We start from the raw sequence: 25,227 nt of genomic DNA, 5'->3' as shown, positions 1-25,227 counted from the left end.
GGCAGAGCCTAGTTGATCGCATTCCCAGGCGGCAGCCCAGGAACGAGGCAGGGCAAGACTTTTAGCTTAAAAAGCCTACCATTCACATGATGGTCAATCTGTAAAGTGCGTAAGTTCTAACTTATTAAACCTGAAGAACCCCACCCCGCCAACGCTGCGCTTTCTCTCCCCTAAGAGCCGGCTCTTAGGGAATTAAGGGGAGCCAGTGCGTTGGGCGGCGAGCCACTCTTGTTGCATCTGGCGTGTGGGGTGCAATGACTATGGGAATCATAACTAATTACCCGAACATGATATGAAAGAGGCAGCAGGATGTAATCAGTATGGGCTTCTCTTTCAGGGCTATTTCGTTCTAGACATAAACCGCCCAGAACTGAAGTTCCGCGGCTCATAACTAAAGTCAGTTTTAACGGACTATAACCTTTTCTCAGTCGTCTTTAGACGACTTTCGCTATTAGACTCAGAATAAATTCTGAGGCGGGCTAGATGAGAATGAAATAGCTCTGGCTTCTCTTTCCTGCCTTCTTGCTAAGAGGAGCATCCCACCTTGATGAGTTTCCCTTCCAAACGATAAGTTACTGTCCCACAAACAAAACCTGCCGACTTAGACTCTACATAAGTCTGCCTTGGCGGATTTTGTTTATCTAGCCGCGATTTCCAATCGCCAGATATTTTTTCTAGAGTGGGATGCTTCCTTAAAAACTCTGAGTCTGCAACAATATCGTGAGGCCCCTGAACAGTTATCTTAGAACTATTGATGTAGATATTATAATCATAAATAACGTTTTTATTTTTCACGTTAATATTAATATCCTTGCCAGGAAAAGCATAGAGAATGTTATTTAGAATTCGGACGTCATCTGACGTATGAGCATATATTTGCCCACCTTTAATTTCTGGACTCTGATTATTTAAAACAGCAGTGTTATTTAGAATATCAATATGCTCGCTAAAAAATGCATGAATACCTGAACCACCATTATTAAATGTCAGATTGTTTTTAACTAAAGTACGTCCTGTATATGCACCCAATTGGGAGTTATTATCATTTCTGGAACTATCGATAATAATGCCATTACCGTCTGTGATCCTTCCGACCGCAATCCAAGGGATGTACATCCGATTGTTGTAGGTCTTGTTGTTGGTCACAAACATCTTGTATCCCCGGTTGTTGTCAGAATTCCAATTGCTCAACATCGAAATACCACTATTACCATAGACTGAGTACCAGGCATTATTGAACACAGTGTTATTATCCACCTTCACATAATCAGCCTCGACTACTGAGATACCTCCTCCTCCACAGTCATGCACTTTGTTGTTCAGAATACGGATGTGATGAACATGACCATTTTTTCGTCCATCAACGTTGATGCCGTTTCCATTCGTCAGTGGGTTTTGTTTATTAGTCTTCTGACTCATCGCATAATCAAGGGTTACATTGGCATTGTTCCCGATGACCTCCAGCCCGTTTATTTCGATATATGAAGCTCCATTTGAAATCACGATACCGTTCCATGTATTGTGCTGAATTTTTGGGAAATGCCCAGGATATGCTTTATACCTAATCCATGCTTTTGCATTTCCAGAACGTTTAATATTTACTACACTCCCAGCTTTGGCTGAATTTGTGTATACTCCGTTCATAATTAATACTGTGTCGCCAGGGTTAGTCACATCTGCTGCCTTTTGAATTGTCCTAAAGGCGGATGAGGAAGAAACTCCATTATTTTCGTCGTTCCCAGTACCACTAACATAGTATATTTGCGGAGTCGTTCTAGTGCTGATTAGCTCACCCCTGGATAGGCTCATTTCCTTGTTAGTGGATACCTGACGGGCGTTTTCAAAATATACTTTTATCCATTCTCCCCCAGCCAAAAGACTTAATATTACGGGAATTGCAAGATATGCTTTTAAAGTGAAACCTAGAATTACCATAAGAAAATGCTCCTTGATCGGCACTACTTAACAAAAATATCAGGATATTCACTAATTTTGAATACTCTTTTAGATACAGAATACAATAGAGCCGACCTGGTGAAGATCAACAACAAAGGCCGCGTCGGGGCAAGTCAAGAGACATCGCCAATTGCCAAAGATGATTTTTCATTGTCTATAACGGTGTTATACACAAAAGTTGTAGAAAAGTATCAAAGACTTTGCAGGACAATTATTTTCAGCCTTAACTAGGGAATTAGCGATCGCTAGTTGCAGCAAATTTACTCCCAATCCTTGCAAGTAAGATAGGCTATTTGTCAGTTTTTGGGGATTTCCTGAAAGTTCCAAATCAAACCAGCCGTCCCTGTCATTGTCTGATGTCAGGGATGCAGTTTTAATATTGACGAGTCTCCTCGGTTCATCAACCTACCCTGTCTGCGATCGCCTATTTCTTAGGATATAACGAGTTTGAAAACACGCCCTAGTGTTGGCGCTTATTAACAAGCGATCGCTCACCTTAGCTGACTTTATCACCGAACCGCAATGAAAGCGGCTGGAAATTGCAATTCACCAAAATCCCTATTAGACATCTGGTGAAATTAATTATGCGTTGCTCGAAATCCTTGGTAGGCACAATTCATGAATTGTGCCTATGCCATTTTCACTCCTATGTCTATTAGGGATTGAAACTCAAATGGTGTCTTTTGAACGGGCAATCAATACTATTGCAATTCACCAAAATCCCTATTAGGGATTGAAACTATCAGAAAGAATAAATGTTCCATCTGAATGAATTGCAATTCATCTAAATCCCTATTAGGGATTGAAACATACCTTACTACACTATTAGAACATTACAACATAAATTGCAATTCACCAAAATCCCTATTAGGGATTGAAACAAAGAAATGCAAAAATTGGGGAAAGGGTGGGCTACTTGCCCACCCCAAACCATTATTTATTTAGCAATACTTTATACTGCTGCTTCAGTAGCAGTTTTGCCAACCAGCATTGCGGTATTTTCGTCGCTTTCGAGGATACCGAATTCAATCAACAACTCTTCTAACTCTTCCATCTCAATGGGGGTGGGGATAGTGAGGTTCTTGTTGTCGACGATCTTTTGAGCCAATGTCCGATATTCGTTAGCTTGATTGCTGTCAGGTGCGTACTCGTTAACAGTCATCCGGCGCAATTCTGCGTGTTGTACAATGTTGTCACGAGGTACGTAGTGAATCATGTGGGTGTTCAAGCGTTTTGCCAGGGTTTCGATTAGGTCGATTTCCCGGTCAGTGTTACGGCTATTACAAATCAAACCACCCAAGCGCACGCCACCAGTGTGAGCATACTTAAGAACACCACGAGCAATGTTGTTAGCAGCGTACATCGCCATCATTTCACCCGATGTGACAATGTAGATTTCTTGTGCTTTACCTTCACGAATAGGCATAGCGAAACCACCACACACAACGTCACCCAAAACGTCGTAAGATACAAAGTCTAGGTCTTGGTAAGCACCGTTTTCTTCCAAGAAGTTGATGGCGGTGATGATACCACGACCGGCGCAACCTACACCGGGTTCTGGACCACCAGATTCTACGCAACGAACGTCACGGAAACCGGTGAGCATCACTTCATGGAGTTCTATATCTTCTACTGCGCCACGTTCAGCAGCAAGGTGAAGAACGGTTGTTTGAGCCTTGCTGTGTAGCATCAAACGGGTAGAGTCAGCTTTAGGGTCGCAACCAACGATGAGGATGCGTTGACCCATTTCAGCCATAGCTGCTAGGGTGTTTTGAGAAGTGGTAGATTTACCAATACCGCCTTTACCATAAAAAGCTATTTGTCTAATCTTTTGGTCAGTCATGGTTGTGTTTTCCTACAATAATTTAGTTGATGAGTTGGAAGCTTGATGTGAGATATTCACCCTTGGTGCTGTAGGGAAGTAGAGCCTGTTGGCGTAGACATATAGCAACTTATCGCTAGACATCGCACCCTGCCAAAAACAGTTAAAATCAGAACATATTTACCCACGAAGCGATTGCTTAAGGGATACAGAAATCTCTATCTCCTAATAACGAAGCCTTTAAAACTTTGACTTCAGCATTGTCAGTTGTTGTAACAGAATCCCAAATGGTTGCTCAAGCCTCAAGAGTGGTTACAGCAGGAATTCAAATGAACGCAGATTTGTTCCCTGAACCACACAACCAACCAAATTGCAATCCACTCTAAATGGTCGCTACAACTTCTCTAATTTTGCAGATATCAAGTCGCCAAGAACATCTATAGCGCTTCTCGTTTCGTGATTGATGCAGCAGGATAAATTCCAGCCCAAAAGTGGTAGCTACAAGTGCAGTACTATAATGTCTGCACAGGCAACTCCTAACACTCTGGCTTAGACTAGTATCTTGGTGACGCCGTGTGCGACTTTCTCTCAAACCTAACCCCTAACCCCTTCCCTACTAGCGTTGGGGAGTAAGATTCAAAGCCTCTCAGGAGTGGGGAAGAGGAATGGAAGCGGGGTGACAAGAATAAATTGCACATTGCGTTAGGTGACTTTTAACAGTATGGTTAAATTCCTGAAAATTGTGGAACGACACCATTCTGCTTGGAGTTTTCGTTCCAAAAGTCAGCAACTGCTTCAACTTAGTTCGCGGTTGAAAATGTTTGCTCCCGCAAGACTAAGTTAGTAAATATTCTGTATTTCTATGGATTTGTCAGGCTGTACTAAGAGTCTTTCTTCCCAGACTCCAAGAGTAATTGCCTTTAACGGATAATGCTCTAGCTAGGTTAGCCAACTCTTATTGGCTCATACCCAGATAAATTTCGATTGACTTCAAGTTGTTACAAAGGCTACTATCCTACTCAATCTAGTTTTAGATTTTCGTTAAAAAAGATGTAGCTAATTGAAGTGGACTTACCAGAGCAAAAAAACTTTCTTGAGCTTGCCTCAAACTTGTCTTGAAGTCTTTTTGTGCTTTCACTTTTTTGATTCCTATAAAAACCATAACATACATGTCACTGATTTATTTGCCAAATCTAAAATTATTTATCTACTCGACAGAACATTATCCTTAGAATCTTTAATAGTCATAAGTTACACGCTCACAGGTTGCCAGTTAGTTAAATTATTTATCATAGCCAATATGTGCAGTTAGATACTTTTGGGTATTTGATAAAAGTATTTAAAACTAATGTTTGACAACGAAAACAGAATTTCTGATTTTTGCACTCAAAAACTTCCTCACGAAAGTAGATTAAATAACTCACAAAATTTCACCCGATAATATCAAGTTCGCTTAATTACCTATAATTCAAAACTTCCCCTGCCCTCTACGGTTTAAGTCCCGTTACAACAAACAAATTATTCAATCTTGTGGGGTGGGCCGAAAAGCCATTGGTGTCAAGTTAGCCGCAGCCAAGTTAATATTGCTCAAATCGAGACTAGTCAGACCAATATCAGAGAAATTTCTCTCCCCAGCAGCATAGCGTCTAACCAGTTCAGAAGCATCCATATCAGTACTGAAAAAGCTGTTAGTAAAATCAAAGTCCCCAGCGTCAAAGCGCTGCATCAGTTCTTGAACTTCTCTAGCTCTTCTTTCGTAGGCATCCATACCTTAACTCCAGAATCAATTACTACCATCAATAGTCAGCAATTCTAAATTTGGCTCTCTAAGAGGAATTGGCTAGACAGATAGGGTCAAATTCATCTAGCATTTTATTTGTCAGTTCCTAAGTCCGCCGCTATACCCAAAATACTGGTTATAGCGGCGGATAATTCACATTTCTCCACCAACTACTACATCTCGAATTCGCAGACTCGGGCCACCACAACCCACTGACAAGCCGTTTTGCCCTCCCTTACCACAACCGCCGGATTCATCCCAGTAAAAATCATCACCAAGAGCCTCAATATCCGCTAAAGTTTGGAATACATTTCCCGAAAGCGTTACATCCCGCACAGGTTCAGCAATTTTGCCGTTCCTAATCATCCACGCTTCCCCAGCACTAAAGGTGAACATTTCCCCATTCGTCATTCCACCCAACCAATTACGGGCATAAACTCCTTCTTTGATATCGGTGAATAAGTCTTCGATTGGTGTTTTACCCCGTTCAATCCAGGTATTTGTCATCCGCACAATCGGAGTAAAGTGATAGTTGAGACATCGTGCGTTACCCGTAGGCGTTTCCTCCAATTTGCCAGCAGTTTCACGAGAATGTAAACGTCCAACTAAAACTCCATCTTTAATTAGTTGAGTAGTAGTGGCAGGCGTGCCTTCATCGTCGTAAAAATAGCTACCGCGATGTCCTTCTGGGGCCGCACCATCAAAAATTTGGAGTTCTTCTGGGCCAAACCGCCGTCCGATGGTCATCACTTCCAGCAGATCGGGGTTTTCATAAGCCATATCGGCCTCAGAAAGATGTCCGAAGGCTTCGTGGACAAATAAACCCGTGAGAATTGGGTCAATGACTACGGTGTAAGTATTGCCTTTGAGCGATCGCAGAGATAAAGCTGCGATCGCTCTTTGAGCGGCACCTTTGACCTGTTCATCCAAATCAGTTAAATCTTCGTAAGCTTTGCGAGAGCCAGTAGTTTCTCGTCCAGTTTGCACGGTTTCGCCATTTCTGGCGGTGGCGGCAAAGCGCATTTCCATATCCACCCAAGATTGCTCGATCAAAGTGCCTTCTGAGGTAGCGATGATCACTTTTTGGGCGCTGTCACCGTAACGCACCGAGGTAGTGGTAATTCGGCGATCAACGCTTTTGAGCAATTGGGCATAGCGATCGCACAATTGTTTTTTCTGCGAGAGGGGGATTTTTCGGGGGTCGGTGCCTTTTAGGGGGAGAATGCATACTGCTTGCACCGGGTCAATGGGTGCAAGTAAAGTTTCTTCATCACCAACCATCCGCGCCGCAGCGATCGCTTCTTCTATACGATCCTTAATTGTCGCCAGTTGGTTAAAGCAGCTCAACCCCCATCCACCTTTATAACAAGCGCGAATATGTCCACCAATGGAGATGCCTTCACTGAGGGTTTCTACTTTGTCGCCACGCAACAAGATATCAGTCCCTTCTGCTTCTTCCAGGCGAATCATCAGATAATCTACACGCCCTGAGTAGCGGGCGATGAGGTCAGAAAGTAAATTTTGGGCGTCAGCAAGTGTAGTCAGCATTTACAGGCAGTAACAATCACAAACTGCATTTATTTTGCAATTATTTCGGGAATTTATGCTATTCAATATCGGAGTTCGCCCATGAATCGCTGACCTAGAAGATAGGGAGGCAGGGGAAGAATGCCCAATATCCCTGAGGAGTTTTGTTAGCGGATAGCTGTTGTTTAGCCCGTGCCCAGTGCTGAGGGGAGAATCTCACTTCTTTACTCAGACTCGGAATTCGGAACTGTTTTGCTCAATACCCAATCTTGCGCGTAGCACTCTGACTGTTAGTACTTCCTTTTTTACGGTGGGTAAGAACTGAATGATGTGCTAAGGTAATTAGGTGAGAATAAAATTCGGTTACAGTGTTTGTTTTTAGTATTGACAGGCTTTTTCCTTTTGGTCTTAACAAGCTTGTCTCCGAAATCTAAATCTCTACACACCTATGATTTTGGAGATAATGCATGTCAATTTATGTAGGTAATCTATCCTACGAGGTCACACAAGAAGACCTCACTTCTGTTTTTGCCGAACATGGTTCTGTAAAACGTGTTCAGTTGCCTACTGACCGTGAAACAGGGCGTCCACGCGGCTTTGCTTTTGTAGAGATGGGTACAGAAGCTGAAGAAACAGCTGCCATTGAAGCTCTTGATGGTGCTGAGTGGATGGGACGCGACCTGAAAGTGAATAAGGCTAAACCGAAGGAAGATAGAGGTGGTTCCTTTGGTGGTGACCGTCGCGGCAGCAGTGGTGGTGGCGGTGGATACTCTCGAGGACGCTACTAAACTTTAAGATAAAAAATTCAGTTTTAAGGTCTTAAGGGCAGAATCATTATCTGCCCTTTTTGCGCTTCGGTCTACTGGATGGCTTAAAATTGCCCAGTACCAATTAAGTAGGAGATGAAAATGACCCAAGTATTTGTGGGCGAGAATGAAGGAATTGAGTCAGCCTTACGTCGATTTAAGAGGGAAGTTTCCAAAGCAGGTATTTTTCCAGACATGAGAAAGCATCGTCACTTTGAAACGCCTTTGGAAAAACACAAGCGCAAAGAAGTCGCAAGGCACAAGCAACGTAAGCGGAATTTCCGTCGCAATTGAGAACAAGCGATACCTCTACGGTAAGCTATGCGATCGCACTCTCTCATTAGATTCTTAGCTGTCGAAGAGGCGATCGCTGTACTCCAAAGGAGAATCTAAAGGGTAGGTTTTGGCAAAGCCATAACTGATAATGGGATGGCTAATTTGACGCTCTCACGGCTACGGAAATATCGCTACGCTCATTTCACTTCAAGCCGTGGGATTCTTGGCTGTGACAATGTTCTATGGATACAAATATTTATAATTACCAGTTCAACCGACTGCGGGCACTTTATCCTTTAAGTTACACCGTGCCCCGTGTTTCCTTTAGCGTTGCACCTTCGTGCGCGACTATGTTACGCACCCAAAAACTGCCCGCAATGAACAGCAGTCCAATGGCCAACCCAATGCTTGTGCTTAGTTTGTCGTCAAAACTGTTTTGATGAGGTTTGAAATTCATCGGTTTGACGATAGTACAACAATAAATATCATCACAGCATCTCGCATTGCCTCAAGTAGCCTAACTACAGCTTACACTTGAAATATTTCTATTTGGCACCACTAACCTTATAACTGCGTCAACTATCTTGCAGCTAAATTACTGATAAGTTTTCCTAGTGTAGCAATTTAACGTTTATAGGACTTACGCAAAACTACACACTGTAGGGGCAATTCATGAATTGCCCCTACCTGAAAATAATAGTTTCGGCTATTGTTTGCGTAAGTCCTGGTTTATATGGAATGAAATATGACCAATTAACCGCCGTTGAGTAAGCAGAAGTAATGACAACTCAGTTTTGGGAAAAAAGCAGAGAAATTAATGCGACTCTAACGAACTTACTATTTAAGCCTGTGCGTAGACGGGTACTACTAGGTTTAAGCAAGCTACACGTAGTGAGTCAACAGACATCGCCTTTAATTCATCAAGGTTGGTGGCTTTTGAGGAAGCGTCTGCTGCCATTATTATGTCTGATATCATTCTTTGCAGTATTACTACTCAACAGCTTTGCCCCTGCCGTTGCCCAACTACCTCCTCAACCTCGTCAGGAAATTCGGGGGGTATGGCTAAGTGGTAACGATTTTAGCGTTTTCAGAAATCGTTCACAGGTGCTTGCAGCCATGAGCCAACTGCGGCAGTTAAACTTTAATACTGTGTATCCCGTAGTCTGGAATGATGGTTATACACAATACCCCAGCGCCATCATGCAAAAAATGGGTATCCCCTTTTTCTTCAAGGGAATAGATGGACAAGATGTAATTGCAGACATTATCACTCAAGCCCGCAAACAAGGGCTACTAGCAATACCCTGGTTTGAATTTGGTTTTATGGTTCCTCTAACTTCGGAACTCGCATCGTCGCATCCAGATTGGCTAACACAAAAGCGGGATGGGACTCAAACTTCAATTAGTGCTGCGGGTGAAGTAGCGTGGTTGAATCCTTTTCACCCGGAAGTGCAAAAGTTTATCAGCCAACTCGTGATGGAAGTTATCACTCAATACGATGCTGATGGCGTTCAATTTGACGACCATACGAGTTTACCTGTAGAGTTTGGTTACGATAAGTACACAATTAGTCTATATACTCAAGAAACTGGCAATCCTCCTCCACCCAATCCCCAAGCTCAAGCATGGATAAAATGGCGGGCAGATAAAATTACTGCATTCATGGTAGACCTCCACCAAACTGTGAAAGCCAGAAAACCGAATGCTATCTTCTCAGTTGCTCCCAATTACTATGATTTTGCTTACAAGCTGCAACTGCAAGACTGGCTCAACTGGGTACGGTTGGGTATTGTCGATGAGTTAGTTATGCAGGTGTACCGTAATGATTTAGAAAGTTTTATCGCTCAAATTACCCGCCCAGAAATTTTAGAAACCCAACAAATCATCCCGACTGGTATCGGTATTATCGCGGGGTTACGAAATCGCCCAGTTTCTATACCACAAATCCAATCCCAGGTAGAAGCAGTGCAACAACGCGGTTTAGGTATCGGCTTTTTCTACTACGAAAGCCTTTGGGATATCGCGCCTGAACCAGCAGCCCAACGCCAATCAGCATTCGCGGCTCTTTTTCCCAATTCAGCGTTGCGCGACATCTCTCAAAATACACCCCGCCAGCCAACTTTTAACACCATATCTTTACCTTTATATCCAAAACCTTCCCTCGGTCAACGTGTTCGCGGCTATTTTTTGGAAATGGCGATCGCAGGTGGTCAGCCAAGACGTATTTTATTAGATACAGGGTCAGCAGGGCTAAGAGTTCCCCAAGAGTTTTTAGGTAATGCTCCGATCCAAAAAACAGGTCAAAATATCAAGGAGGTATTAAGTGATGGTACTATCCTGGAGGGAGAATTAGTTTATACTAATGTCCGGTTTGGTTTGATTCCCACCGCCGAAGCTGTTCCCGTACAGATTGTTACTAGTCGCCAATGTACTGCCCAAAAACCTAATTGTTCAGCAAAGAGTGGTGCGCCATTTTCGGGTATTGTCGGTGTCAATTATTTTGAAAAGTCACTTCCCTATAACCCGTTGAGAAAATTACCAGGCAATTTGAGTAACGGATTTATCGTGATTGGAAATGGTGGTAGTAACAACAATGGCAGCCTAATTCTCGGTTTAACTGCTGATAATCAAGCAGGTTTCAAAATGGCTTCTTGGAGTCAACAACCCGAAATTAATGGTGTACCCGGTAACAGATGGGACTCTCGACTGGGGAAAGTTTGTTTAACTATTGCTAGGAGTTCTGCTAAAAATTCTTGTAATGGCAGAATGATCGCTGATACTGCAACTATTAATGGTTTGACTGAATTCAAGTCAGCTTCTACAGCAGGTAAACTCAAACCAGGAGTATTAGGTTCAGCAAATGCTGTGAAAGTAGCAATTAATGGCATTTTTGATTACAGTCTGATACCAGGAACCCGCGACGGATTTAATCGCTGGAATTTGAGTATCTCACCACAGGCAGAACTGACTATATTTGTAAATACTGGAATCGCATTTTTTGATAAATACGATGTCCTCTTTGACCAAGTTAATGGAAAACAGGGTTTTCGCAGTCGGCGGTAAGAGGAAGGTAAAGACTTGCTCCCTTTTATTAATGTCCATCATTAGACCAGTGGGGACGATCGCTAGATAATTTCATCACACCGTAAGAACGGCCCACCTGCCATAAAGTAGAATTTTCATAACTTGTTCGTGGCTGATCAATGCTGACGATAGCTCCACTAGCGTTTTTGATCTTTAAGGTTCCTAACCAAGTAATTTCCCAATCAATTGCTAATCTTTGGGTATGACGAGAGGTAAGAACAGGTCGAAAAGCAATATTATAAGCAGACACCATTTCTTTAGCAGCAAGAACAGAGGCAGTTCCTGTGTAATGTAGCCAATTAATATCTACATTCGGCATAGGTGGAACATCTTTGGCAGCAATTTCATTAGTACTAATACGGAAAGAATAGTGCATTAAATAAGCCCGTTCTGAGGGACGGAATACCGAAGCGATACTGATATTAGCTCCGGCATTTTTTAAGGCTTGCTCAAAAGCTTGTACTTTTTGACGAAAGGGAGAAGCCAAATCATCAATTAAGTCGCTGTCTGGGAAAAAATTAACCCAGTCTTTTCCACTCAGTCGTTGTCTTAATCTTTTCGCGTATTCGGTTATGTTGTCTAAAGCCAACTCCAAATCAATGCCAAGCTTGGTTTTGGTTGTATTAGAAAGCTGTTGAGCTAACTCGGCTCGAAAATTGATGTCTCTTTTCTTATAAGTTTCGCTTAGTGCCTTTGTACTGTTGAGGCCAAAGTCCCCATCAGCTACTAACGGAGGATTCAAACGAGCGATCGCTGTTAAACTTTGTTGTAAGTCTTTGACCTCATTCTCGCCAAAGTTAAGATAGGTTAATAATTTTTTTCCGCCATCGGTATAAATAGCAAAATAAATTGCAAAACCTTGCTCTAGCGCTTTTTTATAAGTAGCAGTATCTACAATTCCCGTTACCGTTAAAACGTTACTAGCCTGATATTCACGAGTTGCTTGATCTGTAATATTACCAAAATCTCCATCAACGGCAGCAATGGAGAATTCATTATCTAAAAGAAATTTCTGCCAAGCAGTTACAATCAGCCCTTCAGACTGTTTCTTGAGAGTAGGAAGTTGCAAAGCTTGAAGTTGAAAGCTCATAGTTTTTATTTAATGAAAGAATTGTTTTCAGCTAATTTTTTGTCACAATTCAGGAATCAGAATACATCCGTCTGAATAGTTAAATCAGGAAAACTTATGATAAATGAATATACTAATCATACTAGACTCTTTATCAATTCTGGCTTCTGACCGGGGTAGTATAGCAGTTGCCAGGTAGCGGTTGACATCAGCTAATCAGAAAACACTGACACCAAGAGACTTTCAAGCCTGTTAAGAGTTCCCTGCTATAGTGCATAGTAATGATTTAACTCCGTAAACTAGCATTATCGTGATGAACGAAATACCAAACTGACCCAATGTGGTTGTCAAGTGATTTTGAGAAAGACAATGTTTTACGTACTAAGCGTGAAACTCTTTGGCTAAAGGTGTTTCAGCAAGCCTGGAAAGCTGTTATAGACCGCCACGGAATTTTACGAAGTGTGAAAATCAGCAACAGTTGCTCCAGATAGTCTATCAGCCAGACGACTTGCCTTGGACTAATTTGGACTCGCGATCGCAAGTTTATTTCTCAAGCAGTCCATTCGACGTTACTTTCTAAATGGCTCTCATTCGTGAACAACAAGATTCCCGACTTATTAAAGAAGTCGGGAATCTGAGCCTTTGATTACAATCCCAACTCTTCTGGAAAACCCAGCATGATGTTTAGGTTTTGGATTGCGGCTCCCGATGCGCCCTTACCCAAGTTGTCAAGACGAGCAACTAGCAACACTTCTTTGCTAGCGTCATTGGCGAATACAAAAACCTGAACAATATTGGTACCGTTGATTGCCATCGCATCCAGAAATATTCTGTCTCTCAGCAGAGTAGAATCTTGAAATGGAGCAACCTGCACGAACTTTTCACCTTGGTAGTAGTTAGCAACTGCTTGATAAATGACTTCACCTGATGGTGGATTATCCAAAATCCCTAGCGGTAAAGGCACCTGCACCAGCATCCCCTGCTCAAAATCTCCCACTGCCGGTACGAACAGCGGCGGCGATGCTAACCCCGAATACTGATGCATTTCCTTAACGTGCTTATGCCCAAACTGCAAACCATAGATGCCATAAGGGTAGAGCGACTCTCCCCCAGCTTGCTGTTCGTGAAAGACATGGTATTGTTTGATCAGATTCTTTCCGCCACCAGAGTAACCTGACACTGCATTAACGGTGATGGGAAAGTTACTCTTCAGAAGTCCCTTAGCAATCAACGGACGGATACAAGCTAAAAATCCTGTAGGATAACAGCCCGGATTGCTGACAAACTGGGCACTGGCGATTTTCTCTCGCTGTCCTGGATTTAGTTCAGGGAAGCCATATACCCAGTCTTTAGCTGTGCGATGGGCACTACTAGCATCAAGGATCTTAACCGTACTACTACTGACTAAGCTAACAGCTTCGCGGGCTGCGTCATCAGGCAGGCAGAGAATGACAACATCGACGGCATTGATTAGTTTAGCTCGCTCAGTTGCATCCCTATGTTTAGATGCCTCAATGCTAACTAACTCGACGTCATCCCGTTGGTTGAGGCGTGAGTAAATCTGTAAGCCTGTGGTTCCTGATTCCCCATCAATGAAAATCTTCGGTTTAGTAGTCATGCGTTTCTTATATATATGTGAGTGATATTTTGACTAATTAATACTTACTTGCTCTCTGATCAGGGACTGACAAATAAAAAAATACTCAACTAATTATTGTGGGGTGGGCATCTTGCCCGCCCTTAGCCAAAGGCGGGCAAGATGCCCACCCTACAAGAGTTTTTTCAAAAATCAAATCGGATTCCCATCGCAGAGGTAAAAGTTTAATTAAATTTTTTTGTGTTGCTCACGACATCTAAAAAATAATGAGTATGTTATCCTACTGAACGAGGTCATAAATGATCTAATTTTAAGCAATTAACCTAAGTGTGAATACAGGCATTGCGGTGTAGGCAGCCAGAGGATTTCTGAATTCTTCCTGACCAAGACTATACCAAAATTGCTGGTGAGTTCTCACTAAAAACTAGCTTAAATAACGAATTTATAGTACCTGATGTCACAAATTAGTTGTGACATCAGGTACTACAAAATCCGTTATGTCAAACTATTGTAGCTGTTTTCAATTGTATGGAATACATATCTGTTGAGGAGTGCAAAGTTTTGCGCCCCATAGCATATTGCATCCATACGAGAATCGCTATACCCAGTCTGAGGGAGATTCATAAAAATAAATCGAAGAGCCTCATGAAAACGGATAAGCGACTACGCTCACAGTGAAACTATGTTCCTGACAATTCACATCATGTGGAAAAGCCCACGAAAGACCTAACCCCCTAGCCCCCTTCCCGACACGGGAAGGGGGAAAATTCAAAGTCTCTCTCCTTGTAGGAGAGAGAAATAGAAGTGAGGTTTTCCAGATCCCGTGAAAAGTCAGAACTATGTTCTGCGGAGCAGTTTCCGAAGGCGAGTGCGTTTTGTCTACCAGAAGGGTAGATTCGATTTATTTCGGGTTCGTGCCTGAGCAAATTTTTGTAGGAGTTAAGTGAACAAGATGAATCTGTGCAAACAACGTCAAAGCAAGAAAAAGGTATTAATTTTAACTTCCCTGGCTGTGTTAGCGTCTCCATTAGTATTGCCCTTGCAACAAGCCTTTGCAGGAACATTAACGACCGTTGTAAATTTCAACGGTGCTAATGGAGCGGCCCCAAGTGCAGGTGTACTTCCAGGGAGCGATGGCAATCTTTATGGAACTACTTCCGCAGGTGGTTCGCAAAGTAAAGGAACAGCATTCAAATTAAGTGGTACTACTTTTAGTACTCTGACCACACTAGTTAACTTCACTGGAACCAATGGAACTAACCCAGTTGCTAGATTATTCCAAGCAAGTGATGGCAATCTATATGGTGCGACCTTTACAGGCGGTACAAATAACCTTGGTACGTTGTTTCAGTTGAAAAAAACAACTTTTACAAACTTGACAACTCTTTTGAATTTCAATGGCACTGATGGAGCCAACCCAGTAGGTCGATTGATTTCAGGTAGCGATGGTAGCTTGGTGGGGATAACTTCTGCCGGTGGGGTCAATAATAAAGGAACTATATTCAAGATTGCGCTGACTGGTGGTATCATCAATACCGTAGTTAACTTCAACGGTATTAATGGAGCAACTCCATTAGCAAGGTTGCAATTAGCTAGTGACGGAAACTACTATGGCACCGCCTCAGCTGGTGGAGCAAGTAATAAAGGTGTGGCATTCAAGTTAACTCCCGCAGGATTAATAACTTCATATAGCTTTAGTGGTGCTAATGGGCAAAGTCCCCAGGCTGGATTAATTGAATCTGCTAAATTTATCTATGGCACGACTTCTCTGGGTGGAGCCAGTAATAAAGGAGCTATATTCAAGGTTCCGCTCGGTGGCGGTACACCGGTTTTAGTTGCCAGTTTTAATGGCAGCAATGGGGCAAACCCCACAGCTGCACTCACAAAAGGAAGTGACGGTAACTTCTATGGTACAACTTCTACAGGTGGGGCAAATAATAAAGGAGCCATCTATCGGTTGACTGGAGGAACCATCACTTTGTTATTTAGTTTTAATGGCACGAATGGAGCAACTCCGCAGTCCACGCTAATTCAACTTGCTAATGGTGCATTTTACGGTACCGCCTCTACTGGTGGCGCTTCTGGACAAGGAACCGTGTTTAAGTTTACACCATAGCCTCACCGAATTTTAGATTTTAAATTTTTGAAGATGGAATTGAAGATTCAAAAGCGTTCGACTGACTTGTACTGAGCCTTGTCGTTAGCGCAGCCTCTCGTAGAGAAGTAGCGCTAACGCCGAAGTCTAAAATTAAATAACAGAGCAAGTGACTTGATTGCTCTTTCAATCTAAAATCTAAAACCTAAAATCTAAAATCCTCTCATTGTGTGACAGACGACCTACGTGCAAAATAAATAGTAGAACGTAGATTTTTCCACTTTCAGATAGTCAAGCTTACTGACTATTTGAAAGTGGAAACGCTTTAACTCTTTTTGGTGAAGGGTTAGTCCTCCCAAGCGAGAGTGCGTTTCACTGCCTTTTGCCAAGTCGCAAAATTGGACAATGGGAAATTGTTCACCGGCTCAAACACACGCTCAATTTGCCGTTGCTGCACCAGTGCTTCATAGCTCTGCCAAAATCCTACAGCTAAACCTGCTGCAAATGCTGCACCCTGAACGGTCGTATCACGCATTATCGGCCGTTCAACTGGAATACCTAGCACATCAGCCTGGAACTGCATTAGGAAATTATTCTCGCAAGCACCACCATCTACGGTTAATCGCCCAACTGGAGTACTGTTAGATGCATTTATCGCCTGCACCACCTCCAGAACTTGATAGGCGATCGCTTCCAACACGGCGCGAACTAGATGCTCTGGTTGTACACTGGCAGTAATGCCGAAAAAGGCTCCCCTCGCGCTCATATCCCAGTAGGGGGCACCCAATCCACTAAATGCAGGCACAAAATAGACTCCGCCATTATCTGTTACCTGATTTGCCATCGCTTCAGTTTCAGCAGCAGTTTTAATCAACTTCAGGCGATCGCGTAACCATTGGATACAAGCACCACTAGTAAACATACTGCCTTCAAGAGCATAGCCTACATCTAAAGTCCCCCTTGAATTTGCTTGTGTCCATGCCACTGTGGAAATGAGTTGATGCGGGGATCGCACAATTTGATTACCTGTATGAGCCACTAAAAAGCTACCAGTACCGTAAGTACATTTCATCAAACCGGGGCGATCGCAGCCATGACCAAATAGAGCAGCTTGCTGATCCCCCAAGATGGCAGTGATGGGAATTTCTACGCCCAACAAAGTAGTATCAGTAACTCCAAATACTCCTAAACTAGGCTGAATCTGGGGCAAAATATGAGCCGGAATCTGAAACAGATCCAGTAAAATCTCATCCCACTCACAGGTTTTGAGATTCATCAACATTGTCCGGCTGGCGTTGCTGTGGTCAGTAGCATGGGCTTTCCCACCTGTAAGGTTCCACAGCACCCAGGTATCAATGGTTCCTGCCAAGACATTGTTCAGATCAATATCAGTAAAATTGTCTAATAGCCATCTGAGCTTGGTAGCAGAAAAGTAAGCATCGATAATTAATCCGGTGCGATCGTAAATTTCATCAGCGTAGCCTTGCTCTTGTAATTGGTGGCAAAGGGGAGCAGTACGACGATCTTGCCAGACGATCGCTCTATGGAATGGTTTTCCAGTAGTTTTGTCCCAAATCAAGCAGGTTTCACGCTGCACAGTTAGTCCCAAGGCTGCGATCGCTGATGGAGCAATCTGGGCATTCCCAATTGCGGTTTGCATCACCCAACAGGTATCCTGCCAGATTTGTTGGGGGTCATGCTCTAACCATCCGGGTTGAGGATAATACTGAGTTAGTTCTTTGTATGCCTGCCCAACAATCTTGCCGTCTGCGTTAAATACAAAGGCGCGGTTGCCTGTTGTACCTAAGTCCAGTGCTAAGATGTAGCCCGATGATGGAGTTGTGTTGCCAAGTGTGTGCATAGGCGTTTTGACATGCTGCGCTGGCGATTTTAGCAATATACGTCAAATCAGATATACATTATTTTGTGTACATTTTGAATTGGGCCTTCCAACACAGAGATATCATTCAACACACACTCCGAGGCACAAACTTCAGTCAAAACATTATCTTGAATTGCAAAAAAGTTGTATATAAAAGCACATATTAACTTAATGATTATCCCCCTCTTTAGTTAGAGGATAAATGAAGTAGTAAGCTGGTGTAATTTAATAATGCGTAACAGCTAATCAACGCGCAAGTTATAAGGAGTGATGGGTGAGGTGTCAATACGATAAAATCTCGTCACTCCTTTTTACTTACTCCCATTGATAACCATTCTCATAATGATAATTGCTGTATTTAGATTCATTTTCTGGAGTTTAAACTAGTTTGCGAGGCAAAATTACCCAGCACTGATGAGTTAATTAGGTTCATTAAGCTTGAATTTAGCATCATGCTTTTTGGGGCATCCCTTCCCAGAATAAGCTTTAGTACTTAAAGGAAGCATATAAAATTTATGTAAAGCTTAAGTGTTATTAAGCTCAAAAATGCTCTGGATAATCTATAAATTTAACTTATGTATTTTAGAATATTTTTGAATAATATAAAAGTATTTTTTTTACAAAAGAAAATTGATATTGAAACTTAACTTAACGAAAATACCCTATTAAGCTGAAAAACATTGTAATTTTTACTAAAAAAGCAGTATTTTTAAAGCAATTATTAATAAAACTTTATAAAAATTTCTAACAAGATTAAAAATCACAAACTTTACATTTTGAAGATTTGGTAAAGAAGTTGATGTAACCTTGTACTTCATGATAATTAAATAATTACAGGTGAGTTGAAAATGAAAAAATATAGGGAAAATAATTAAAATAAATGAATTTTGACCCAATTACTTACCATTTGCATAGTCAACTAACCAAATCAATAATTAATATTTTCTAAGTAGTATTAGTATTAATTAGGTTAATAAAAGCATCTGTATTTAAACTTGAACTTATAAAAAGTTCTTTGACTGAGGCCGAACTTAGGCATTAGTTAGAAATTCAGGAAAAATAATATGGCAGTTATTTACGGCACTACATCTCCTGACACCAGAAATGGGACTTCGGGAGATGACACAATATATGGTTGGATTAATGGTGGTAATGCCAATAGTCCGTCCGGTAACGACACCCTGAATGGTGCGGCTGGTAACGATAAACTGTTTGGTGGGACGGGAAACGACAGTTTAATCGGTGGCCTTGGCAATGACACACTTGATGGCGGCTTGGGTACTGACAGCTTAAATGGGGGACTGGGCGACGACGCTTACATCATTGACAGTGCTGCTGATACCATTACGGAGGCTGCTAATTCAGGCACAGATACCGTTCGGTCTTCTGTCACCTACACACTGGGTATCAATCTAGAGAACCTGACGCTGACCGGAACTAGCGCCATCAACGGGACAGGTAACAGTCTTAACAACTTCGTCTTTGGTAATACTGCTAACAACACTCTGAATAGCGGAGGAGGCGATGACACGTTAGATGGTAATTTGGGCAATGATATCCTCAATGGTGGCGACGGCAATGATAGTTTACAGGGCGGGCCCGGCAATGACATACTCAATGGGGGGTCTGGAGACGATATCCTCATCGGTGTTTTTCCGGGTAGTCTGCTTCCACCTGGATTAGGGGAAACTGATACCTTAACTGGTGGGATTGGGGTAGATAGATTTGTCCTTGGGGACGCTAAAAATGTCTACTACGACGATAAAAACACTACGAATGCTGGTTTTGGGGACTTGGCTACTATTACTGACTTCAACCCTAATGAAGATCAAATAGAACTCAAAGGCTCTCCAAAAGACTACCGCCTGCAATCTGTTGGAGCCAACACACAAATATTCTTAGACAAACCTGGAACAGAGCCAGATGAGATTATAGGTATTGTCCAAGGGAGAGTGAACCTTAGACTTGATAGTAACGACTTCCTTTTCTATGAGCGGGAAAATGCTGGACAAGCTACAAACAATACACTAGCTAGCGCTGAAGGGTTGGGTTCTTTATCATCAGGCTCAGACGTTAATCTCTCAGGTGAGTTAGTAACAGTTCAACCGGGGGACAATCCCGATTTCGACTTTTTTACATTTTCTCTAGCAAATCCAAAAGTTGTCACCATCAGTACGGTGACAACCGATGATACAGTTATCGGACTGTTTAACAATGCTGGGACTTTACTGCAAAGTGACGACGATAGTGGCCCCGATTTTGGGTCATTAATCACCGCTTCACTAGGTGCTGGAACGTACTCAATTTCAGTGAGTAAATATGCTTTCTTCCCTCAAGATGGCGGAACTTTTTCTGGTTCTAGTGACAGCAACTCTGTTCCTTATACGCTAAAAGTTAGTTTGGCATAAGAACGTTGTCAACTTCAGAGAGTACTGATATTAGAAGGCTGATTGAAGGATACTTTTACTGCTGGCTAGAGCGACACAACGACGTGTCCCCCCTTACCCAACAAAGGACTATTTATAAGCTAGTACCCATTGCTCATTTCACCCCGTAATCTCTAAAATTTTTTCCTCATCAAGAAAATTTAGCAACAAAATCATCTGACTAGAAAATAATGAATAACACTAAATCATTCAACCAAGTTCAACGCAGATTTATCGGTAATTCCGCTCTAAAAAGGTGCTTTTTCGCTGCCAAAACGCTGTTATTTACAATAGTTCTATTAAATCATGGCACTATTGGAGTAAATGCTGCACCTCAAGCCCTGCGTCCTGATATTAAGATTCGCAATATTCTCAATACATTCTCGGCCTCTGCTTCTGTTCGGATTGCAAAAGATCCACGAAACAATACCCTCTATTACCTCAAACAAAATGGTGAGATTTATCAAGTCAATTTAGCCGCTTCTACTAGTACACTTGTCTACAACTCTAGTAATCATAGTCTAGCTGAGACTGAAGGTATGGCCATTGGCCCTAACGGGACAATTTATTTGGTTGGCAATGCAGACGTTGGGAATAGCCAGACGAAAGCTATTATTGTTAAAGGCGTAATTAATTCGAGTACAGGACAACGTATCTGGTCTATCTTAGCTAAGAGTGCAGGCTATCCCAAAAGCAAAACAGCCTATGACCATCGCTTCAACGGTGTGGTTGTTAGCCCGGATGGTAACTTTATCTATGTGAATAGCGGTTCTCGTACCGATCACGGTGAGGTTCAGTCTGCTGATGGTCTATATCCCAATACTCGCGAAGTCGGATTAACCGCCTGTATACTGCGTCTTCCTACTAATGGCAAAAATCTCTTTCTGGCAAACAATCGAGCAACCTTAAAGACAGCTGGCTATATTTTTGCAGAAGGAACACGTAATACTTTTGATATGGCTTTTGCACCCAATGGGGATTTATTTGGCGCAGATAATGGCCCCGATCGCGACATGTCAGAAGAATTAAATTGGCTACGTTTAGGTGGTAATTACGGCTTTCCCTGGCGTATTGGTGGGACAGACAATCCCCAACAATTCCCCAATTATAATCCTGCCACTGACCGTTTGTTAAACCCCATATTTGGCGCAGTCACAAAAGGCTACTATCGTAACGATCCAACCTTTCCTGTTCGGCCTACTGGAAACTTAATTGAACCAATTCCTAATTTTGGGCCGGACGCAGACAATTTCCGTGATCCTCTAGATGGCAAAATCAAAGACGCCAGTGTTCTGGGGCAAAGTTTGAGCAGTTTTACATCACACCGTTCTCCTTTGGGCTTAGTTTTTGATATACAAGGAGTGATGAGTCCAGAATTCAACAAAGATGGATTCATGTTGAGTTGGACGATAGGCGACCCTACTGGCGATACAATACCAGGCCCTTTTAAAGATGCCGGCCAAGACCTACTGCATTTAAAGTTAACTAAAGTAGGAACTACCAACTATAAACTTAACGCCACGCGCATTGTCCAAGGTTTTAGTAATCCCATTGATGATGAGATTATCGGCAATAAGATTTATGTTTTGGAATATGGTGGAAATCAAGGAATTTGGGAAATCTCTATGCCCACTAAGTAAACGATCTGCAAACTTTAAAGTAGTACTTTAAAACTAACTTGCCATATCGTGGTGATGATTCGTCCCTATCAATTAGATGATTTAGAAGATACCGTTCAGCTGTGGTATCGAACTTGGCATGAAACATTTTCTCATATTAAACATCCACAGCCATATTCCTTATGGAAAGCTCGATTTCGTGATGACCTTGCTGCACGCGGGGATGTTTGGCTGGCTAAAGTTGAAAATCAGATTGTCGGTTTTGTTGTAGTCATCAAACAGGAACAATGGTTAAGCCAGCTGTTTGTAGATGCGACTTACCAAAATCAGGGTATTGGTTCAGCATTACTTGATAAATCTAAAGCAATTTGTCCCCAAGGTTTAGAGCTTCACACATTACAAGCGAATATCCGAGCTTGTGCTTTTTACGAACGACACGGTTTCAAAGTGGGCAAACTGTCAATAAACAAAATCAACGGTCAACCGAATGTGGAATATTACTGGATGCCTGAGTGCGATCGCTTTGACTAAACGCGTCATTTCGTCCAGATACTTTGGTCGGCGATGGAACGCACCTCGATCCGTACAGGCAGGATTTTGTCCTGGTAGGAACGATCCGCCACAGTTTGCAATGCGCGGATATCGTCATTGCTAACCGGGCGTAGTTCTCGCGCGGAACGCTGGGTAATAGATTTCGAGGTGTTCAGTGGCAAGCGCGACAGTTTCGCGTAAACCTGAGCATAGGCGTCTGGATTAGCGATCGCCCAGTCGCTAGCTTTGTTCAATCGCTTCAAAAAATCTGCGATCGCCGCCCGCTTGCCCGGATTGGCCAAGGCCTCTTCGCTTGCGGTGATTAACGACAATCCACTGTTGATGCCTTGGCCGTCGCGCAGCACCCGCCCGCCATTTTGCTGCGCCACGTAGAAGTAGGGATCGAAGGTCGCCCACACTTCGATACTCTTGGATGAGAAGGCCGCAGCCGCATCAGTCGGCAACACGAATTTAACCGTTACATCACTGCGTTTGAGACCAACCTCTTCGAGCGCACCGTAAAGCTGGTACTGCGAGACACTGCCCCGCGCCGAAGACACGATCACCGTCTTTCCCTTCAGGTCGGCCACACGTTTGATCGGAGAATCGGCGTGAACGATGATGCCAAGTCCTTCGCTCTTGCCGACCCTGGTTGCAAGGATCTTCAGCGGCGTCTGACCCACAGCTGCGGCCAGAACTGGAAGATCGCCGGCAGGCGCGGTATCGACTGCACCCACACGCAGCGCTTCAAACAAAGGTGCTGCACCCTGGAAGCTTGCCCATTTGTATTTATACGGCACACCTTCAAGTGCATTGGCGGCTTCGACAAGCGCTCGCGTACCACCGACTTGATCGCCCAGCACCACAGTCACTTGCGACAGATCAACAGTTGCTGCTTTTTGCGGGCTGGTTAGTTGCCCACACCCATACAGTCCTAGCAAGGGGAGGAATGCAACCAACAGAATGAGTGCCTTGTTAGTATGGTCGAATCGAATCATGTTTGACTCCTGCACTCCGATACTTTTTCGCTAACATTAATCTCAACGTTAAGTAGAAAGGTACAAATAGACATAACTATGTGAAGAAAGAGGAACGGTGCTAAAACCCTTTTCCCTTCTGCCTCCTGCCTCATTAAGATTCCTCTTTTGTATGCTGACCCCAAGGTTGACGAGCGAAGATCCGGTGTACCATCGGCTCAAAGAAAGTCAGCGGCAAAGTATCATAGTTTGGATCAAATGATTCTTGATCCCACTTATGGCAGAACTCAGCAGTGCGGTCAAAGTAAGGATGACCTCGAAACTTTTCTCTAGCATGGCGATCGCGTCCTGTATGATGCCAGAAATAATAGCCTTGGAAAATCCCATGATGTTCAACTATCCAATGGGTAGCTGGACTCACATCAGGTTTGAGGATAGCTGCTGCTAGCTGTGCGTGATTGACGGGTGCTAATAAATCTCCAATATCGTGAAGCAACGCAGCCACCACGACCTCTTCTTCTGCCTCATCCCGAAAAGCCCGTGTTGCCGTTTGTAGCGAATGCTGATAGCGATCAATCAGATTTCCTGGATAACTCTCTTGTAAGCCAACTAAAAGTGTCAGTGCGCGATCGGCAACCTGATTCAAGCGAGGTTTAGAGTGTTCCCGTAACAGCAGATAATCCTCTTTTGTTCCATCTGCCATTCGTGTATAGGTGGCAATAGGTCTTTTTGTAGATGATGTCATTACATTACTCCTGATGTAAACCTCAAAATTCTCTGTTTATCCAATGTGAGTTATTTTTTGCAACTCAGTTAAGTGATCTGGGTTAGATTTTCTGACATTATCCAACCATATAAACTAATGGTTTGACAGTAAACAAGGCAGTTGGCACATTGAGTGAAAGACAGTTACTCCAAATGACTCCAGTAGAGTAGCCTCATCCTGATTGGTATACCCTAAAACTCTCATACTAGCGGCCACACCTGCACGCACACCCAAAACGCTATCTTCTACAACAGTGCAAGATGAAGGTTGAACTCCCATATTTTTAGCTGCATATAAGAATAAGTCAGGTGCTGGCTTCCAACTTCCAATTTCATCGGAGCTAAAGATACGTCCTTCAAATCGAGGTAGCAGGTTAGTGACACGTAGAGCTAACTTAATTTTTTCTAGTGGGCCACTGGAAGCAACGCAGATAGGTAGATTGATTTTGTCTAAAGCTGCCTCTATTCCTTCCACAGGAAGCAGTTCACGCTTAAATACTTCGGTAGTCCGGGCACGAAGCTGAGTCACAAAATCTTGCGGCAATTTCTGCTCAAGCCTTTGCTCAATGACAGCAACACAATCAGCCATTTTGCAACCCTTGAATAATAAAATGGCTTCTTCAAGCTCTAACGCGAGTCCGAATTCTGCGACAAATTGGACAAGAACGCGATTACCCAATGTCTCGCTGTCTACTAACACTCCATCACAGTCAAAAATAACCAGTTCTGTTCGCACTCGTATTGTATTATTGATTCTTAGTCAACTACGGGTTGATCACAAGCCCAAATTTAAACCGCCGATCAACCCAGATGATTTTAGCTAATTATCTGCGTTCATCTGCCTTCATCGGCAGTATAAAATCTCAAGCTAGCGATGCCCTATGATCAGATGAGGTTTGTAAGGTTCCTCTAAGAACTTACGCTCTTCCTCAGAAAGCACCAAATCTATAGCCTCAACCGCTTCTTTGAGATGCTCTATCTTACTAGCACCAACAATCGGAGCCGTCACACCCGG

At 42.9% G+C, this 25,227-nt stretch carries 17 protein-coding genes and 1 pseudogene; 7 read left to right on the top strand and 11 right to left on the bottom strand.

Annotation, left to right across the window (positions count from 1 at the left end):
• Positions 1-525: 525 nt before the first annotated feature.
• From HWQ41_RS22390 to HWQ41_RS22375, 4 genes are all read right to left on the bottom strand, one after another.
• Positions 526-1,935 (bottom strand): right-handed parallel beta-helix repeat-containing protein, encoded by a 1,410-nt coding sequence (locus HWQ41_RS22390; RefSeq protein ID WP_292767703.1) that lies wholly within the window; start codon positions 1,933-1,935, stop codon positions 526-528.
• A 973-nt stretch (positions 1,936-2,908) separates the two neighbouring features.
• Positions 2,909-3,799 carry a nitrogenase iron protein gene (nifH, locus tag HWQ41_RS22385; RefSeq protein WP_292767701.1) on the bottom strand — a complete coding sequence of 297 codons (891 nt, stop codon included), beginning with the start codon at positions 3,797-3,799 and terminating at the stop codon, positions 2,909-2,911.
• A gap of 1,501 nt (positions 3,800-5,300) precedes the next feature.
• A complete protein-coding gene (locus HWQ41_RS22380) occupies positions 5,301-5,546 on the bottom strand; it encodes a hypothetical protein (RefSeq protein WP_292767698.1) in 246 nt (81 codons plus the stop codon).
• Between the two features lie 165 nt (positions 5,547-5,711).
• On the bottom strand, positions 5,712-7,106 hold the full coding sequence (locus tag HWQ41_RS22375; RefSeq protein ID WP_292767696.1) for a TldD/PmbA family protein: 1,395 nt from the start codon (positions 7,104-7,106) through the stop codon (positions 5,712-5,714).
• A 446-nt stretch (positions 7,107-7,552) separates the two neighbouring features.
• On the opposite strand from HWQ41_RS22375, the gene HWQ41_RS22370 reads away from it, so the two are divergent.
• The 3 genes from HWQ41_RS22370 to HWQ41_RS22360 all read left to right on the top strand — a co-directional run bounded on the left by HWQ41_RS22370 (position 7,553) and on the right by HWQ41_RS22360 (position 11,230).
• On the top strand, positions 7,553-7,873 hold the full coding sequence (locus HWQ41_RS22370) for an RNA-binding protein (RefSeq protein WP_292767694.1): 321 nt from the start codon (positions 7,553-7,555) through the stop codon (positions 7,871-7,873).
• 120 nt (positions 7,874-7,993) lie between these two features.
• Positions 7,994-8,185 carry a 30S ribosomal protein S21 gene (gene rpsU, locus HWQ41_RS22365; RefSeq protein WP_094333031.1) on the top strand — a complete coding sequence of 64 codons (192 nt, stop codon included), beginning with the start codon at positions 7,994-7,996 and terminating at the stop codon, positions 8,183-8,185.
• Between the two features lie 762 nt (positions 8,186-8,947).
• On the top strand, positions 8,948-11,230 hold the full coding sequence (locus HWQ41_RS22360; protein WP_292767692.1) for a glycoside hydrolase family 10 protein: 2,283 nt from the start codon (positions 8,948-8,950) through the stop codon (positions 11,228-11,230).
• 28 nt (positions 11,231-11,258) lie between these two features.
• Here HWQ41_RS22360 and HWQ41_RS22355 read toward each other — a convergent pair whose 3' ends face one another.
• The 3 genes and pseudogenes from HWQ41_RS22355 to argC form a co-directional block, all read right to left on the bottom strand.
• A complete protein-coding gene (locus HWQ41_RS22355) occupies positions 11,259-12,341 on the bottom strand; it encodes a peptidoglycan-binding protein (RefSeq protein WP_292767689.1) in 1,083 nt (360 codons plus the stop codon).
• A gap of 265 nt (positions 12,342-12,606) precedes the next feature.
• Positions 12,607-12,720 (bottom strand): annotated as a pseudogene (locus tag HWQ41_RS22350) (IS1 family transposase); the annotation flags it as partial.
• A gap of 246 nt (positions 12,721-12,966) precedes the next feature.
• The gene (gene argC, locus HWQ41_RS22345; protein ID WP_292767686.1) at positions 12,967-13,938 is read right to left on the bottom strand and encodes an N-acetyl-gamma-glutamyl-phosphate reductase; all 972 of its coding nucleotides are present in this window, start codon (positions 13,936-13,938) and stop codon (positions 12,967-12,969) included.
• 931 nt (positions 13,939-14,869) lie between these two features.
• Between argC and HWQ41_RS22340 the strand changes: the two genes are divergently transcribed.
• On the top strand, positions 14,870-16,033 hold the full coding sequence (locus tag HWQ41_RS22340) for a choice-of-anchor tandem repeat GloVer-containing protein (RefSeq protein ID WP_292767683.1): 1,164 nt from the start codon (positions 14,870-14,872) through the stop codon (positions 16,031-16,033).
• 325 nt (positions 16,034-16,358) lie between these two features.
• On the opposite strand, the gene glpK is transcribed toward HWQ41_RS22340, so the two are convergent.
• Positions 16,359-17,873, bottom strand: coding sequence for a glycerol kinase GlpK (glpK, locus tag HWQ41_RS22335; protein ID WP_292767680.1), 1,515 nt, complete (start codon positions 17,871-17,873; stop codon positions 16,359-16,361).
• 1,085 nt (positions 17,874-18,958) lie between these two features.
• On the opposite strand from glpK, the gene HWQ41_RS22330 reads away from it, so the two are divergent.
• From HWQ41_RS22330 to HWQ41_RS22320, 3 genes are all read left to right on the top strand, one after another.
• Positions 18,959-20,302 (top strand): DVUA0089 family protein, encoded by a 1,344-nt coding sequence (locus HWQ41_RS22330; RefSeq protein WP_292767677.1) that lies wholly within the window; start codon positions 18,959-18,961, stop codon positions 20,300-20,302.
• Between the two features lie 209 nt (positions 20,303-20,511).
• Positions 20,512-21,960, top strand: coding sequence for a PQQ-dependent sugar dehydrogenase (locus HWQ41_RS22325; RefSeq protein WP_292767675.1), 1,449 nt, complete (start codon positions 20,512-20,514; stop codon positions 21,958-21,960).
• A 54-nt stretch (positions 21,961-22,014) separates the two neighbouring features.
• Positions 22,015-22,470: a GNAT family N-acetyltransferase gene (locus tag HWQ41_RS22320; protein ID WP_292767672.1), complete on the top strand. Its 456-nt coding sequence runs from the start codon at positions 22,015-22,017 to the stop codon at positions 22,468-22,470.
• A gap of 5 nt (positions 22,471-22,475) precedes the next feature.
• On the opposite strand, the gene HWQ41_RS22315 is transcribed toward HWQ41_RS22320, so the two are convergent.
• The 3 genes from HWQ41_RS22315 to HWQ41_RS22305 form a co-directional block, all read right to left on the bottom strand.
• Positions 22,476-23,468, bottom strand: coding sequence for an ABC transporter substrate-binding protein (locus HWQ41_RS22315; RefSeq protein ID WP_292767669.1), 993 nt, complete (start codon positions 23,466-23,468; stop codon positions 22,476-22,478).
• Positions 23,469-23,601: 133 nt separating this feature from the next.
• Positions 23,602-24,192 carry an HD domain-containing protein gene (locus HWQ41_RS22310; protein WP_292767667.1) on the bottom strand — a complete coding sequence of 197 codons (591 nt, stop codon included), beginning with the start codon at positions 24,190-24,192 and terminating at the stop codon, positions 23,602-23,604.
• Between the two features lie 114 nt (positions 24,193-24,306).
• Positions 24,307-24,948: an HAD family hydrolase gene (locus tag HWQ41_RS22305; protein ID WP_292767665.1), complete on the bottom strand. Its 642-nt coding sequence runs from the start codon at positions 24,946-24,948 to the stop codon at positions 24,307-24,309.
• Between the last annotated feature and the right edge of the window lie 279 nt (positions 24,949-25,227).

Origin of the sequence: Nostoc sp. NOS(2021) (assembly GCF_017115025.1) — a bacterium.
GTDB lineage: Bacteria > Cyanobacteriota > Cyanobacteriia > Cyanobacteriales > Nostocaceae > Nostoc.
Note: the sequence above shows the minus strand (reverse complement) of the source record. Positions and strands in the feature narration are given on the sequence as shown.

Bases quoted from the DNA above. Each gene is read 5' to 3' on its own strand.
- HWQ41_RS22390 (WP_292767703.1), bottom strand. From the start codon at position 1,935: ATGGTAATTCTAGGTTTCACTTTAAAAGCATATCTTGCAATTCCCGTA.
- nifH (WP_292767701.1), bottom strand. From the start codon at position 3,799: ATGACTGACCAAAAGATTAGACAAATAGCTTTTTATGGTAAAGGCGGT.
- HWQ41_RS22380 (WP_292767698.1), bottom strand. From the start codon at position 5,546: ATGGATGCCTACGAAAGAAGAGCTAGAGAAGTTCAAGAACTGATGCAG.
- HWQ41_RS22375 (WP_292767696.1), bottom strand. From the start codon at position 7,106: ATGCTGACTACACTTGCTGACGCCCAAAATTTACTTTCTGACCTCATC.
- HWQ41_RS22370 (WP_292767694.1), top strand. From the start codon at position 7,553: ATGTCAATTTATGTAGGTAATCTATCCTACGAGGTCACACAAGAAGAC.
- rpsU (WP_094333031.1), top strand. From the start codon at position 7,994: ATGACCCAAGTATTTGTGGGCGAGAATGAAGGAATTGAGTCAGCCTTA.
- HWQ41_RS22360 (WP_292767692.1), top strand. From the start codon at position 8,948: ATGACAACTCAGTTTTGGGAAAAAAGCAGAGAAATTAATGCGACTCTA.
- HWQ41_RS22355 (WP_292767689.1), bottom strand. From the start codon at position 12,341: ATGAGCTTTCAACTTCAAGCTTTGCAACTTCCTACTCTCAAGAAACAG.
- argC (WP_292767686.1), bottom strand. From the start codon at position 13,938: ATGACTACTAAACCGAAGATTTTCATTGATGGGGAATCAGGAACCACA.
- HWQ41_RS22340 (WP_292767683.1), top strand. From the start codon at position 14,870: ATGAATCTGTGCAAACAACGTCAAAGCAAGAAAAAGGTATTAATTTTA.
- glpK (WP_292767680.1), bottom strand. From the start codon at position 17,873: ATGCACACACTTGGCAACACAACTCCATCATCGGGCTACATCTTAGCA.
- HWQ41_RS22330 (WP_292767677.1), top strand. From the start codon at position 18,959: ATGGCAGTTATTTACGGCACTACATCTCCTGACACCAGAAATGGGACT.
- HWQ41_RS22325 (WP_292767675.1), top strand. From the start codon at position 20,512: ATGAATAACACTAAATCATTCAACCAAGTTCAACGCAGATTTATCGGT.
- HWQ41_RS22320 (WP_292767672.1), top strand. From the start codon at position 22,015: ATGATTCGTCCCTATCAATTAGATGATTTAGAAGATACCGTTCAGCTG.
- HWQ41_RS22315 (WP_292767669.1), bottom strand. From the start codon at position 23,468: ATGATTCGATTCGACCATACTAACAAGGCACTCATTCTGTTGGTTGCA.
- HWQ41_RS22310 (WP_292767667.1), bottom strand. From the start codon at position 24,192: ATGACATCATCTACAAAAAGACCTATTGCCACCTATACACGAATGGCA.